This window comes from Bosea sp. (in: a-proteobacteria) (genome assembly GCF_023953965.1).
In the GTDB taxonomy this organism is placed as follows: Bacteria; Pseudomonadota; Alphaproteobacteria; order Rhizobiales; family Beijerinckiaceae; genus Allobosea.
Map to the genome: position 1 here is coordinate 1,663,450 of NZ_JAMLIX010000001.1, position 14,342 is coordinate 1,677,791.

14 protein-coding genes are annotated in these 14,342 nt (G+C 65.8%); 2 read left to right on the top strand and 12 right to left on the bottom strand.

Annotated features, from left to right (window positions below):
• Positions 1–57 precede the first annotated feature (57 nt).
• From M9917_RS07720 to M9917_RS07760, 9 genes are all read right to left on the bottom strand, one after another.
• On the bottom strand, positions 58–834 hold the full coding sequence (locus M9917_RS07720; RefSeq protein ID WP_297252420.1) for an SDR family oxidoreductase: 777 nt from the start codon (positions 832–834) through the stop codon (positions 58–60).
• A gap of 1 nt (position 835) precedes the next feature.
• Positions 836–1,531 (bottom strand): ABC transporter ATP-binding protein, encoded by a 696-nt coding sequence (locus M9917_RS07725; protein ID WP_297252421.1) that lies wholly within the window; start codon positions 1,529–1,531, stop codon positions 836–838.
• The gene (locus M9917_RS07730) at positions 1,525–2,286 is read right to left on the bottom strand and encodes an ABC transporter ATP-binding protein (protein ID WP_297252423.1); all 762 of its coding nucleotides are present in this window, start codon (positions 2,284–2,286) and stop codon (positions 1,525–1,527) included. The genes M9917_RS07725 and M9917_RS07730 overlap by 7 nt, the downstream gene beginning before the upstream one ends.
• Positions 2,283–3,512 carry a branched-chain amino acid ABC transporter permease gene (locus M9917_RS07735; protein ID WP_297252425.1) on the bottom strand — a complete coding sequence of 410 codons (1,230 nt, stop codon included), beginning with the start codon at positions 3,510–3,512 and terminating at the stop codon, positions 2,283–2,285. Before M9917_RS07735 ends, M9917_RS07730 begins: the two co-directional genes overlap by 4 nt.
• Positions 3,509–4,459 (bottom strand): branched-chain amino acid ABC transporter permease, encoded by a 951-nt coding sequence (locus M9917_RS07740; protein WP_297252427.1) that lies wholly within the window; start codon positions 4,457–4,459, stop codon positions 3,509–3,511. Before M9917_RS07740 ends, M9917_RS07735 begins: the two co-directional genes overlap by 4 nt.
• Before the next feature lie 45 nt (positions 4,460–4,504).
• The gene (locus M9917_RS07745) at positions 4,505–5,731 is read right to left on the bottom strand and encodes a branched-chain amino acid ABC transporter substrate-binding protein (protein WP_297252429.1); all 1,227 of its coding nucleotides are present in this window, start codon (positions 5,729–5,731) and stop codon (positions 4,505–4,507) included.
• A 153-nt stretch (positions 5,732–5,884) separates the two neighbouring features.
• Positions 5,885–6,547 (bottom strand): GntR family transcriptional regulator, encoded by a 663-nt coding sequence (locus tag M9917_RS07750; protein WP_367273909.1) that lies wholly within the window; start codon positions 6,545–6,547, stop codon positions 5,885–5,887.
• Between the two features lie 129 nt (positions 6,548–6,676).
• A complete protein-coding gene (locus M9917_RS07755; protein WP_297252430.1) occupies positions 6,677–7,663 on the bottom strand; it encodes an alpha/beta hydrolase family protein in 987 nt (328 codons plus the stop codon).
• A gap of 15 nt (positions 7,664–7,678) precedes the next feature.
• A complete protein-coding gene (locus tag M9917_RS07760; RefSeq protein ID WP_297252431.1) occupies positions 7,679–7,855 on the bottom strand; it encodes a hypothetical protein in 177 nt (58 codons plus the stop codon).
• A gap of 251 nt (positions 7,856–8,106) precedes the next feature.
• Between M9917_RS07760 and M9917_RS07765 the strand changes: the two genes are divergently transcribed.
• Complete coding sequence (locus M9917_RS07765; protein ID WP_297252434.1) at positions 8,107–9,357, top strand: CaiB/BaiF CoA transferase family protein; 1,251 nt, start codon at positions 8,107–8,109, stop codon at positions 9,355–9,357.
• Positions 9,354–10,295, top strand: a complete 942-nt coding sequence (locus tag M9917_RS07770) for a hydroxymethylglutaryl-CoA lyase (protein WP_297252435.1) — start codon at positions 9,354–9,356, stop codon at positions 10,293–10,295. Before M9917_RS07765 ends, M9917_RS07770 begins: the two co-directional genes overlap by 4 nt.
• A gap of 149 nt (positions 10,296–10,444) precedes the next feature.
• Here the strand turns inward: M9917_RS07770 and M9917_RS07775 are convergent, their stop codons facing one another.
• Genes M9917_RS07775 through M9917_RS07785 form a run of 3 tightly spaced genes read right to left on the bottom strand, consistent with a single transcriptional unit; the run spans position 10,445 to position 14,185 of the window.
• Entirely contained in the window at positions 10,445–11,665 is a 1,221-nt protein-coding gene (locus tag M9917_RS07775; protein ID WP_297252437.1) for a c-type cytochrome, read from the bottom strand.
• On the bottom strand, positions 11,662–13,425 hold the full coding sequence (locus M9917_RS07780) for a GMC family oxidoreductase (RefSeq protein ID WP_297252439.1): 1,764 nt from the start codon (positions 13,423–13,425) through the stop codon (positions 11,662–11,664). Before M9917_RS07780 ends, M9917_RS07775 begins: the two co-directional genes overlap by 4 nt.
• 16 nt (positions 13,426–13,441) lie before the next feature.
• Positions 13,442–14,185 carry a gluconate 2-dehydrogenase subunit 3 family protein gene (locus M9917_RS07785; RefSeq protein ID WP_297252441.1) on the bottom strand — a complete coding sequence of 248 codons (744 nt, stop codon included), beginning with the start codon at positions 14,183–14,185 and terminating at the stop codon, positions 13,442–13,444.
• Positions 14,186–14,342 lie beyond the last annotated feature (157 nt).

Sequence of the window (14,342 nt, forward strand, 5' to 3'; positions counted from 1 at the left end):
GGCAGGCCCCGAGACCGGGGCGTCGGAGCCGGTTCACTTAGGGCATTCTCTGTAGGGTTACCGGGCGACTTCGACATTGCCGTCGAGGCTGATGGCCTGTCCGCTGACGCTTCGGCCGATGGGCGAGAGCAGATAGATGACCATCGCCGCAACCTCCTGGACTGTGACGGCCCGACGCAGCGAAACCGCCGAAAGAAACTCTGCCTCGACTTCCGCCTCGCTTTTCGACTTGGCAAGCGCCCGCGCCGCGATCACCTGGTTCAGACGTGGGCCCTCTACCATGCCGGGCAGGATCGCATTGACGCGGATGTCGGATGGGCCGAGTTCCATCGCCAGGGTCTTTGTCAGCCCGACCACCGCCCATTTCGATGAGGAATAGGCGGAGCGCAGCGGATAGCCGAGGCGCCCGGCAACCGACGCCATGTTAACGATCGATCCACCGCCCGCCGCCTTCAGGAGCGGCACGACGGCGCGCGTACACAGAAACGTGCCGTTGACATTGACGGCGTAGGTCGAAAGCCAGTCAGAGAAGCCGATATCCTCGATCGCGGAGGTTGGACCCGCGACACCGGCATTATTGATGAGACTGTCGATGCCACCCATCGCTCGGGATGCATCCTGGACCAGGCGTGCGACATCGTCTTCCTTCGAGACATCGGCCACACTCGCGGAAATCCCCGGCGCCGACCGGGTGAAGGCTGCGATCCGGTCCTCATCGATGTCGCAGACGTGAACCCGAGCTCCCGCAGCTGCGAGCCCCTTGGCGATCTCGGCGCCAATGCCGCTGGCAGCCGCCGTGACCAGTACGCGACGCCCCGTGCAATCGAGTTTCATCTCATACCTCCAGGAATTCTCGCCGCACCTGATCGTTGGTCTCGATCTCGGACGGCTTGCCGTCGAAGACGATGCGGCCATGACCCATGACCAGAGCGCGGTCTGCGACCTTGAGCGCGATGGTCAGCTTCTGTTCGACGAGGAGAATGGAGCTACCCCGCCGCGCGATCTCGAGGATCAGGCCGCGCACCTGATCCACCATCATCGGGGCTAGCCCCTCCGTCGGCTCGTCGATCAGGACCAGATCGGGGTCACCCATCAGCGTGCGTGTCATGGAAAGCAGTTGCTGTTCGCCGCCCGACAGGGCGCCCGCCAGAGTGTCGGCGCGCTCCTCGAGGCGTGGGAAGAGCGAGAATGCATCGGCGATCGTCCAGCGGCCCGGCCTGGCCTTGGTCCTGAAGCCGAGCAGGAGGTTTTGCCTCACCGTCAGCGTCGGAAACACCTGCCGGTCCTCGGGAACGCAACCGATGCCGCGATGGGCGATCTGGTGAGCCTGCAGCGTGTCGATGCGCTCGCCTTGGAAGCGGATTTCGCCCCTGCGCTCGACATCGCCCATGATCGCCTTGACCGTGGTCGAGCGGCCGACACCGTTGCGACCGAGCAGGGTAACGATCTCGCCGGCGGCGACATCGAGTTCGACGCCCTGGAGGATATGACTCTTGCCATACCAGGCGTGAAGACCGCGTACGCTCAGCATCGCGCGGTCTCCTCGATCGCCCCGAGATAGGCCTCGCGCACGGCGGGATCGGCGCGTACGACATCCGGCGCGGCCGAGATCAGGATCCTGCCGCGCGCCAGCACCGAGATGCGGTCAGCGAGGTCGAAGACGACGCCCATGTCGTGCTCGACCATGACGAGGGTGCGCCCTTCCGTGATCCGGCGGATCAACGCCACGGTGCGCTGGGTCTCGCTGCGGCTCATGCCCGCGGTGGGCTCGTCGAGAAGGACGACCTTTGCATCGCCCGCGGCTGCGACGCCGATCTCAAGGGCGCGTTGATCGGCGTAGGCAAGCTCCGCCGACGCTACATGCAGCACCGAGGCCAGCCCGAGTTCGTCGGCGAGCTGCCTTGCCCTGTCGCGCACCGAGGATATGCCGTTCATGCGGCGAAACAGGCTGTAGCGGATGCCGGCAGGCCAGAGCAGCGCGGCCTCCAGCGTCTCGAGCACCGTCAGCCGTGCAAACAGGTTGGTGATCTGGAAGCTGCGCGAAAGGCCTAGACGCGCGACGCGATGTGGCGCGCGGTTCTGAATTTCGATGCCAAACAGCTCGACCACACCGGCGCTGACAGGAAGGCGGCCGCTGATCAGGTTGAACAGGGTCGACTTGCCAGCGCCATTGGGGCCGATGAGGGCGTGGCGCTCGCCAGCAGGGATGGCGAGATCGATACCGGCGATGATCGAGAGCTGGTCGAAGGATTTGGCGACACCGGTGAGGCGCAGGGCGACCGTCATAACCGCACCTCCCGCACGGGCTCCCGGGCGGCTCGGGTGCGCCTGAGCTGCCGCAGGAGCCAGACGCCGATGACAATCAGCGCGATCGCGGCAACCCAGGCCAATGGCGATCCAGCGTCGATTCGCCATCCCGCCACGGTGAGGCTGCGTCCACGCGTGCTGACGCTCGAGATGCGATAGCAGAGCTCGGTGAGCAGGATCGCTCCGACGAGCAGGGGCAGCGCGCGCAGGATCGCGGCAAGACCGCGCGCGAGCAGTATGGCGCCGCGTCCTGCGGCCGCTTCGCTGAAGGCATGCTTCAACAACCCGGCCAGCCCGACCGGCGTATAGACCACCGTCAGGATGAAGAAGACGCCGTAATAGAACAGCCAGGCGTCGCTGTAGCTGCTGAGCGCCGATTGCAGCCAGGTGACCAGGGCCGCGCCCATCGCGGGGCCCAGGAAATGGCCGGTGCCGCCGATGAAGCTCATCAGCACCACATTCGAGGAGGTCGCCAGCGAGAGGGCCTCGACGGTGACGATCTCATAGACGATCGCCGCCAATCCGCCCGCGATGCCGGCAAACAGGCCCGCCGCGCAGTACATGATCAGCCGCACCACATGCGGATCGAACTGCAGATAGGAGACCCGCTCGGCATTGTCGCGCACCGCATTGGCGATCCGGCCGAGCGGCGTGCGTGTCAGCGCGTACATCGCCAGCATCGCGATCAGCGTCCAGCCCAGCACGAGCCAGTAGAGTTCGCGCTGAGGCCCGAAGGTCAGGCCGGCCAGGGTCGGGCCGGCGACCCGGTCCGCCGCGATCCCGGATTCGCCGCCGAAGGGACCCTTGAACATCTGGGCGACGGAAACGGCGACCTCGCCGAGACCCAGGGTGATCATCGCGAAGGCGATGCCCGAGCGCCGCATGACGACCAGCCCGATGAGGCCGGCGACAACCAGGGCAACCAACCCGCCCGCCAGAGGCAGAAGCGCGATCGGGACGGCCAATGCCCCCTCGTTCACGGCGCGCATCAAGTGAACGACCGAATAGGCTCCCGTGCCGAAATAGACGGCGTGGCCGAACGAGAGCATGCCCGTTTCGCCCATCAGCAGGTTGTAGGAGAGCGCGAAGACGATCGCGATGCCGATCTGGCACAGGATCGTCGTGGCGTAGCTCGAGCCGAGCCAGGCCGGCAATGTCGCCAGCAATCCGAGAGCGGCCAGTCCCAGAAGCGTCCGCCAGATCACAGGTCGCGCCTTCCGGCGATGCCGCGCGGCCTTACGATAAGGACCAGGATCAGCAGCAGATAGGGGAGCAGCGGCGCGATCTGCGCCAGGGTCACCGACCAGAGTTCCGCCAGATTGCCGGACTTGCTCGTGGCGACGCCGAGCGATGCCAGCGCGTCGCCAAGCGGTACGTCAAAGCCGATCGCGAGCGTCTGGAGAACGCCGATCGCCAGCGAGGCGATGAAGGCGCCGCCGATCGACCCCAATCCGCCGACGACCACGACGACGAAGACGATGGGCCCCAGTTCGCGCGCCATGGCCGGCTCGGTGACGAGCGCCGAGCCGCCGATCACTCCGGCAAGCCCGGCCAGCCCTGCGCCGACGGCAAAGACGCTCATGAAGACGAGCGGGACGTTGTGGCCCAGCATGCCAACCATGCGCGGATGCGTCAGCGCGGCCTGTACGACGAGCCCGACGCGGGTGCGCTTCAGCAAGGCCAGCAGCGCCAGGAAGCAACCGACCGCGACGGCCATCATGAAGACGCGATAGACCGGGTAGGCGATGCCGCCGAGCATGAACAGCGGTTCGCGCAACGGCGCGGGCAGCGGAAATTCGACCGCGGCGCGCCCCCAGACCAGCTGCACGATCTCCTCGATCAGGAAGGCGAGACCGAAGGTGAAGAGCAACTCGGCGACATGGCCGTGCCTATGGACCTGTCGCAGCCCGTAGCGCTCGACCAGCGCGCCGAGGGCGGCGACCGCCAGGGGCGCGAGCACCAGCCCCACCCAGAAGCCCGTGACCTGCGAGATCTGATAAGCGAGATAAGCCCCCAGCATGTAGAAGCTGGCGTGAGCGAAGTTCAGCACACCCATCATACTGAAGATCAGGGTCAGGCCGCTGCTCAGCAGGAAAAGCAACAGGCCGTAAGCCAGCCCGTTGAGCAGCGACAAGGCGAGCAATCCCGTCATCAGCCAGCGTCTCCGTCAATCCGCAATGGGAGCCGGCAGACGCCGTCAGTCCGGCCTCTTCATCTTGCAGGTCGTCGGAAGCTCCGTTTGCCCGGCCGTGAAGGCGGCAACGGTCTTGCGGCCGATCCCGGTGCCTTCCAGATCATGCTTCCCGCCGCGCGCGAGCACCGTGACATATTGCGGCTGCAGCAGCTGGTGGTTCTCGGCCTGCATCACGACGTCGCCCAGCGGGCTCTTATAGGTGGCGTTGTCGAGGGCCGCCGCGACCTTGCGCGGGTCATCGCTGCCGGCCTTGTCGAGCGCCTGCGCGAACATGTTGAGCATGGTGCGCACGCGCATGTAGCGCCAGTCGTCCTTGAGCTGCGCCTTGTAGGCATCGGCGAAGGCCGACAGCTCGGGATTGTCGATGTTCTCATGCCACTCGGTGAGTTCGTAGACACGGTCGACCCCGGCATCGCCGATCGCCGTCACGGCACCGAGAAGGCTCGAATAATAGGTGTACCAATCCACCTCCAGGCCCGCATCCTTGGCGGCCTTGACGAGGAGGGTCAGGTCAGCGCCAAAATTGCCGGTCATCACGGCCTGGGCGCCCGATGCCTTGATCTTGGCGATATAAGGCGCAAAATCTTTGATCTTGACCAGCGGGTGGTACTCGTCCCCGACGATCTCGATGTCGGCGCGCTTCTGGCCCAGCATCTTGCGCGAGGCCTCGCCGACGGCTCGGCCGAACGAGTAGTCCTGGTTGATCAGATAGACCTTCTTGAGCGCGGCGTTGCGCGCCATGAACTCGGTCATCGCCGCCGTCTTCATATCCACCTCGGAATCGAAGCGGAAATGCCAATACGAACATTTGTCGTTGGTCAACGCGGGATCGACGGCGGAATAGTTGAGATAGACCATCGTCTTGGCGGGATCGCGGGCGTTGTTCTTGTCGACGGCGTCGACGATCGCGGCGGCCACCGCAGAGCTGTTGCCCTGGCTGACGAAATGGAAGCCCTCATCGGCGAGCCGCTTGAGAATCAGAATGGCCTCCTGCGGGCTGGCCTTGCTGTCGAACGGCACGATCTCGAGCTTGCGACCGCCGAGCACGCCGCCCTTGGCGTTGATCTCGTCGGCGGCGAACCGGTAGTGGTTCAGCCCGAGCTGCCCCGAGCTCGCGAGAGGGCCCGACAACGGGTCGACAAAGGCGAGCCTGACCGGCTCCGTAGCGCCCGCGGCCTGGACCGCGAGGGCCGTCAGCCCAGCAAATGCGACGATGGCGAATTTCTGCATGATCTCCTCCCGCCGGCTTGCGCCGTTATTGCTTTTCGCGGGAGCATCCTGCAGCAGCTTTTCGAGCAAGTCAATTCATTGTATACAATAAAAGCGATCGAGCGAGCCCGGCTCCGACACGCGGCATGGTGCGCCGGCGCGATGGCGCGCCCTTCAGTCCTGCATCAGGCCCTTCAGCATGACCTCGCGGCCAGCGCGCAGATGCGCCTCCATGACAGCGCGTGCCCAGTCGCCGTCCTTGGCGCGGATCGCGTCGACCAACTCGAAATGATGCGAGACGCTGCGGCGCATGGCCCTTGCGTCGTAATGGGCGAAGGTCCGGACAACCAGGGGGAGCTCCGTCACCAGTTCGACCAGCCGTTCCAGCCGGCTGTTGCCGGAGCTCTCGATGATCGCGCGGTGAAACGCGGCGTTGAATTCGGCCAATTTCCCGAGCTGCGCCTCACCCTGCGTCGCGATTTCCGCCATGTCATGGGCAAGGCGGTCAAGCTTCGCGATTTGCGCAATGGTCGCATTCTGCGCCGCGAGCTCGGCAGCAAGCCCTTCGAGATTCAGGCGGAGAGAGAAGATTTCCTCGAGGTCGCGCGGCGTCCACCCCGGCACCTTCGCGCCCAGATGCGGCTCGAAATGCAGCACCGCTTCCGCCGAGAGGCGGCGGATCGCCTCGCGCACGGGCGTTCGACTCATGCCAAGCTCCGCGGCGACCTCCGCCTCGCGCAAATGGGTGCCGCTCGGCCAGCGCCCGGCGACGAGATCCTTGCGGATGCGCTCATAAGCGACATCGGCCGCCCGGCTTTTCGGCGTCATTGCATCCATGGCCTGCCCATCATTGTGCACAACAATGGCGCTTTGTTTATCGACGCACCATTGCCGGCTCGCGTGTATCCGGCACGATCATAGTGCCGCACACAGGCTGAAAGCGAGGCCAATCGATGTGCCGCCGGGTCAGGCCGTCACGCCATGCCGCCTGCTCCAATCCAGAATGGTGTCGATGCACTGCCGGAGCTGCTCGGGCTGATTGACATAGTAATGCGTCGCCCCGGCGATCCGGACATATTCCTTGTCGCGCGTCGCCAGGTTTTCGCTGATCAGCGGGTTGTGGGACGCCGGCACGGCGTCGTCGGCCATGTTCTCGATCTGCAGGACCGGCGTCGCCTTGATGCGGCCGGCATTGACCGAGCCCTTGGCGTTGGAGTGCGTAAAACTCCACTGGCTGAGCCATGAGCGCAGCGAAGAATATCGGGCAAGCCCGACCGGCGCGACGTTGACCGTGCGTGGATCGCCGAGATAGCACCAGTTCGGACGGCGGCCGTTGGGGTCGACCGCGGCGTCGATCCAGCGCACATCGCACATCGTGCGCTGCACGACGAAAGCCCGCTCGCGCTCGGCGCCGCCACGCTTGCCGAGCTCACTAAGCGTTTCCAGGCACCAGCCGGTGATGCGGGCATTGCGCGCGCGCTGCGCCTCCCGAAAGCGGGAGACGAATTCCGCCGAGAAGGGCGGCTTGTACGGGCAATCCTCGGCATAGATGTCGAGCTCGCGATCGCGCTTGTCGGGATTGCGCTCATCGAGCACGGATGGGTCGAGCCATTCGGTCAGCGTTTCCGCGCGGGACAGATGCGCGGCAATGAAGATGATCCCGTCGGGGCGCGGCAGATGCGCGGCCTTGAGGTCGACAGGATCGCCTGCCGGCGTCTGCGCCACGGTCGGGCTCTCGGCCTGCGCGCCATAGAACAGCGACAGCGAGCCGCCGCCGGACCAGCCGACAAGCACGACCTTTTCATAGCCCTCGTTTTCGCGCGCATCACGGATCCAGGCGGCCATGTCGAGGGCGACCTTCTCCATGATCAGGCCGCTGTCGTTCTTGGGGTAGCGACTTGCGGCACACAGCACATGCAGCCCGGCGGCGGCCAGCGCCGAGGGCATCGGCATCAGGTTCAGGGTCGATTACGGGTGCATGAATATAAAGAGCGCGCGCCGCGGCGAATTCGGCTCGCGGAAATATTGGCCCTCGAGATGCACCTGTCCCGAGGCGCCGGCGAAGCCGTATGTCTCGGTGAATTTGGCATCGTCGGCGAACGAGACGATTTTCGGAATTCGAACCCACTGCGCCGTGCCGGCCATCTTTCGCTCCCGCCCATCTCTCTGGACATTGTGTACAAGGCTGCTGCGCTGACCCAGGCCGATAACATCATCACGCTGCAATAACATGGCTTTGCGCGATAATTTCTACACGGACTGCCTGATCAGCGTACGGAACCTACGCCTCCCGGCAATCATTGTACACAACTATCTTGTCCCGAGCGCCAGAGCACGATACAAGATGAAGCCTGCGCTTTGCATCGGATCCAGCCGCAGCGCATCAGGGAGCAGCCATGCCGGCCGACACCGCCTTCGAGCAACCCCAGAGGTCGGGTCCATTATCCGACCTGCGCGTGATCGAGATGGGACAGCTCATCGCAGGCCCGTTCTGCGGCCAGTTGCTGGCCGATTTCGGTGCCGAGGTGATCAAGCTCGAGCAGCCGGGCGTTGGCGATCCCATGCGCGAATGGGGGCGGGAAAAGCCGCAGGGGGTTTCGCTGTGGTGGCCGGTCGTCGCGCGCAACAAGAAATCGGTCGAGATCAATGCGCGCACGCCCGAAGGCCAGGATCTCGTGCGCCGCCTCGTCGCGAAGTCCGACATCCTGCTCGAAAACTTCCGGCCCGGCACGATGGAGAAATGGGGGCTCGGCTACGAGGAGCTGGCGAAGATCAATCCTCGGCTCGTGATGATCCGGGTCTCGGGCTTCGGCCAGACCGGCCCTTATGCCGGCAAGGCGGGCTATGGCTCGATCGGCGAGGCCATGGGCGGGTTGCGCTATGTCGTGGGCGACCCCTCGGCGCCGCCGAGCCGAATGGGGATCTCGATCGGCGATACGCTGGCTGCGACCTTCGCCTGCCTCGGCGGGCTGATGGCCCTGCATGCGCGTGACCGCATCGGCCGTGGCCAAGTCGTCGACAGCGCCATCTACGAAGCGGTGCTGGCGGTGATGGAAAGCCTGATCACGGAGTATGATCAGACTGCCTATATCCGCGAACGAACGGGCGCGATCCTGCCCTTCGTCGCTCCCTCGAATGTCTACCCGACCCGGGACGGCGCCTTCGTTCTGATCGCCGCGAACCAGGACAGCGTGTTCAAGCGGCTTTGCGCCGCGATGGGCAGGGCCGAACTCGGAACCGATCCGCGCTACGACACCCATACCGCCCGCGGCGAGCGCCAGGCCGAACTGGATGCCGTGATCTCGGCCTGGACTTCGACGCTCGGGCGCGAAGAGCTCGGTGCGTTGCTGGATGATGCCGGCGTACCCCGCGGCGACATTTTCCGGGCGCCGGAAATGCTGGCCGACGCCCATTTCCAGGCCCGCAAGGCCATCATTGAAATGGCGCACCCCCTGCTCGGCAAGCTGCGCATGCAGAATGTCGCGCCGCGCCTGTCGGAGACGCCGGGTACCGTGAATTCGGTCGGCCCCGAACTCGGGCAGCATAACCAGGAGATCTTCGAGCGGCTGCTCGGCCTCGACGGCGAAACCCTGGCCGGTCTGCGCCAACGACGCGTAATCGGCAATTCGTCACGAGCGCTGGCATGACCCCGGCGGCGTGCCCTCTCCCCAAGCGCATCGAAATCGTCGAGGTCTCGCCGCGAGACGGGTTGCAGAACGAACCCGCTGCAGTCTCGACGCAGGACAAGCTCGCCCTGATCGACAAGCTGGTCGCCGCCGGCGCCAAGCGGATCGAGGCCACCAGCTTCGTCGATCCCCGCCGGGTGCCGCAGATGGCAGATGCCGAAGCGGTCATGTCCGGGCTGCACCAACGCCATGACGGCGTCAGTTTTTCAGGGCTCGTGCTCAATGCGCGCGGCGCGGAGCGAGCAGTCGCGGCCGGCTGCCATGAGCTGACTTATGTGGTTGTCGCTAGCGAAACCTTCAGCCTGCGCAATCAGGGCCGCTCTGTTGCCGACACGATCGCGGCCTGGCAGCGCGTCGCTGTGGTCGGCAAGGAGGCCGGGCGACGCTGCAACGTGCTGGTGGCGGCGGCTTTCGGCTGTCCTTTCGAAGGGCTCGTCCCGCGCGAGCAGGTTCTGGCGATCGTGAAGGCCGTGGCCGGGATGGCTCCCGACGAGATCGGCCTGGCGGACACGATCGGTGCCGGAACGCCAGGGCAGGTCGCGGAGATGTTCGACGGCGCCCGTGCTGCGGTCGCGGGCATGGTCTGGCGCGCACATTTCCATGATACCCGCAATATGGGGATCGCAAATGCGCATGCTGCCCTGCTATCGGGCGTCACGGTGCTGGACGCCAGCGCAGGCGGGATCGGCGGCTGTCCCTTCGCGCCGGGAGCAACCGGCAACATCGCCAGCGAGGACCTTGTCTATCTGCTCGACGGGCTGGGGATCGAAAGTGGCTTGAAGGGGCCCGCCCTGGCAAGGCTCGCCCCCTGGCTCGAGGCGCGCCTGGGACACCCCACGCCGGGCTCGCTCGGCAAGGCCGGCTGGTTTCCCGCAGAGTCGGATTTGATGAAGCCCTGAACCGGGCAGCGTACGAAGTGCGCTTCATTTCAGTACGCGGTCGAAATCCCGGCCATAGGCCAAGCCGCCCGATCGCAGTCAGATGCCTTCGTTCCCTGGCCGAAATCGGCGGGTCGCGCGGCGGCAGATCCTCCAAGGCTGCGCCCGATCTACCGCGTCAGCGCCACCCGCAGGTCCTTCACCTGCCCGGCCGTGACCGGCGGGGCGGCGTTGCCCCAGCTGTTGCGGACATAGGTCAGGACGTTGGCGACGTCGGCGTCGCTCAGGTTCCAGCCGAAGGAAGGCATGGCGGGCGTCGTCGGCTTGGCGGGGGTGCCGGCCGCCTGGCTGCCCTGCAGCACGACGCGGATCAGCGAGGTCGGGTCGGTGCCGTTGACCACCGGCGCCTTGGCCAGCGTCGGGAACAGCGAAGCCTCGCCCGTGCCGGTGGAGACGTGGCAGGCCGAGCAGCGGTCGAGATAGATCGCCTTGCCGGCGGTCATCGCCGGCTCCGTCGCCGCGATCGGCTGGGGCGCCGCCGCGTCGCTGCCCTTGACGTCCTTGAGATAGGTCGCGACCGCCTTGAGATCGGCGTCGTTCCACAGGCTGGTCGAGTGGCGGATGGCCTCCGCCATCGGCCCCGATGCGATGTCGAAACGGTTCGAGCCGGTCTTGAGATAGGCGACGATGTCGTCGCCCGACCAGTTCCCCAGCCCCTTGTGCGGGTCGCTGGTGAGGTTCGGCGCGTACCAGTTCTGCAGATTGCCGCCGCGCAGGAACTCGCCGCTCTTGTCGGCGCCGGTCAGGTTCTTGGGCGTATGGCAGGTGCCGCAATGGGCGGGACCGTTGACGAGATAGGCGCCGCGGTTCCATTCGGCCGGCTTGGCCGGATCGGGCTGGAACTCCTTCGGCGAGAAGTTGAGCAGGTTCCAGCCGATCATCGCGGCGCGGATGCTGAACGGGAAGGGAAGCTGGTTCGAGACGACGCGGTTCGACACCGGCTCGACCTTCTGGAAATAGGCCCAGAGATCGGCGACGTCGGCATCCGCCATCGTCGCATAGGCCGGGTAGGGCATCGCCGGATAGAGCCGCTTGCCGTCCTTGCCGATGCCTGTCTTCAGCGCGTTGCGGAAATCGGCATAGCTCCAGCTGCCGATGCCGGTTTCCGGATCCGGCGTGATGTTGGCGGGCACCAGCGCGCCGAAAGGCGTCTGCAGCGGCGCGCCGCCGGCGAAGGGCTTGCCGCCCGGCCTGGTGTGGCAGGCCGCGCAATCGGCCAGGACCGCGTTGTAGCGGCCGGCGTCGATGCGGTCGAACAGGTCGGAGGCGAAGCCGTTCGTCCCGACGATGGCTGCGGCCGCGAGGCCGGCGAGGAGCGCTGCCTTCTTCATGCTTCCACCAGCTTGCCGGGGTTCTTCAGGTAGTGGTTCCGGATCGAATCCGCCGCCCAGTAGGCGAGGGCGCCGACCGGGCCGGTCGGGTTCTTGCCGGCATTCTGCGGGAAGGCGCAGGCGCCGACGACGAAGACGTTCGGCACGTCCCAGCTCTGGAGATGGCGGTTGACGGCGCTGGTCTTCGGGTCTGTGCCCATGATCGCGCCGCCGGTGTTGTGCGTGCTCTGGTAGGGCACGGAGCTCCAGCCCTTCTGCTGCCTGCCGACCACGACTTGCTTGCCGCCGAACGCGTCGGCGATCTCCTTCATGCGATCGCTGACCCAGTTCGACATGCGGATGTCGTTGTCGGGGAAATCGAAGGTGACGCGCAGCAGCGGCCGGCCGAAGCGATCCTTGTAGGTCGGGTCGAGGTCGAGATAGTTGCCGCGCGTCGCATAGGAGGAGCCCTGCGACGAGAAGGCCAGCGTGTTGTTGTAGTACTGTTTCGTCGCCTTCTTCCAGGCAGAGCCCCAGCGCGGCGTGCCGGGCGGCACCGGGCGGTACTGAATCGGGCGGCCATTGGTCGGGATGCAGTTGATGCCGGCGCCGCCGACGAAGTTCAGTGCGCCATGGTCGAAGGAATCGCCATTATAGTCGTCCACCGTCTGGCCCAGCGCGCCGGCCGCGATGAACGGGTTCATGGACCTGCCCTCGAAGAAGACCTGCGCCGAGGCATTGGTCTGGTAACAATAGTTGCGCCCGACCACGCCTTCGCCACTGGAAGGATCATAGGGCTTGCCGATGCCGGAGAGCAGCATCAGGCGGACGTTGAACAGGCTGTAGGCATTGAGCAGAACGAGATCGGCCGGCTGTTCGAAGGTCGCGCCGTTGACGTCGGTATAGGTGACGCCGGAAGCTGTTTTTCCGTCGGCCGCGAGTTTGATCTTGAGCACTTCGCATTCGGTGCGCGCCTCGAAATTCGACTTGCGCATCAGCACCGGCAGAATGGTCGTATGCGCGCTCGCCTTCGAGTAGTTGGCGCAGCCGAAGCGCTCGCAAAAGCCGCAGGCGGTGCATTGGCCCATGGCGATGCCCAGCGGATTGACATAGGCGCCGGAGAGATTGGCCGAGGGTGTCGGAAAGGGGTGCAGGCCCCTGGAGCGCGCCGCTTCCGCGAAGAGGGTGGGTGCATAGGTCATTTGCATCGGCGGCAGCGGGTATTCGCGCTTGCGCGGCCCCTCGAAAGGGTTGCCGCCCTGCTGGATCGTGCCGTTCAGGTTCCCGGCCTTGCCGGAAATGCCGCAGAGATATTCGAAGCGGTCGAAGGCGCTCTCCAGCTCGTCGTAGCTAACGCCCCAGTCCTGGATCTGGAGCCCGGAAAGCCGTTCCTCGCCGTAGCGCCCGGTCAGGTGGGTCTTCAGTGCGAAATCGCTCGGGAAGAAGCGCCAGGTATGACCGTTCCAATGCGTGCCGGCGCCGCCGACGCCTGTGCCGGGCAGGAAGGATCCGTAATCGCGCATCGGCAGTGCCGTCTGCGCGGTGCTGTTGCGCATCGTCATCGCTTCCTGCGCCGGCTGCAGGAACAGGTCCTTGCGCACGGCGTAGCGCAACTCATCGGGCGCATAGGCGACGTTGAAATCGGTCGCCGTGTCGCGCCATGGGCCGCGCTCGATCGCGACGACGTCGAGGCCGGCATCGGTGAGTTCATGCGCCAGGATCGAGCCGGTCCAGCCGAGCCCGACGATGACGACATCCTTGCGGGGGAGTTTCCGGGCCATCTCTCGAGCTCCCGCCTTACTTGTCGCCCGTCTTCCACTCCGGCCGCCCGGCGATCGACAGGGGCGGCAGGGGGAAGGGCTTGTTATGGGCCGTGATGTAGTCGCGGTAGTCGTAGCGCGCGCCGGGGAAGCCGATGAACTTCCAGCCGGCCATGTCCTTGTTGCCCCCGTAGATCGGGTCGGCGAAGAAGCCTTCCATCGTGTTCTGCAGCACGAGGTTGAAGAAGCCCGCGGCGGGCTTGTAGTCGACCTTGCCGGCCTCGAAATCCTTGAGCACCTGGTCCTGCTCGGCGGCGGCGAGCTCGAAAAAGGCCTTGCCGCCGAGGGTGGCGCGCGTGTGCTTGTTCAGCGCCGCGAGCCCGTCGCGATAGCGCCCGGTCGGCGTCTCGGCGCCCTGGTAGCCCTGCGTCGGCAGCCCGGCGGTGAAGGGGCCTTGCATGTAAAGCCGCTCCGACGAGCCGTAGCTGCCGGCGAGCTGGCGGTCGATGAAGCTGGCACAGCCCGCTTCCCTGCCGCCGATGCTGAGCTCGTCGGCCGGGATCAGGCGATCGACGATCGCCTCGACGGTGCGGGCCTCGTCCGGCGTCAGGACATACCAGCGCCCGCCGGGCAGAGGATCGGGCGGCAGGGCTGCGAAGGGCTTCCAGGGCAAGGTGCCGGAATGCTCGGCGGCTCGGGCGCCGGGCACCGATGCGATCAGGACCAACAAGCCGGTGGAGGATAGAAAGCGGCGACGGGTGAAGGAGGTGGCGGGCGGCATCGGGCGGCCTCTCCGATCGTCGCCTGCCCAAAATCGCAGGCTCCGTTCCCGGCAAGCTCTGCCTCGGATCGAGCCGGATCAATCGGAATGCCCGCGCATCCGTCATGCTCCGTGAACATGGAACAATTCAAAAATATGGACAGGGACTGTCTGCGGC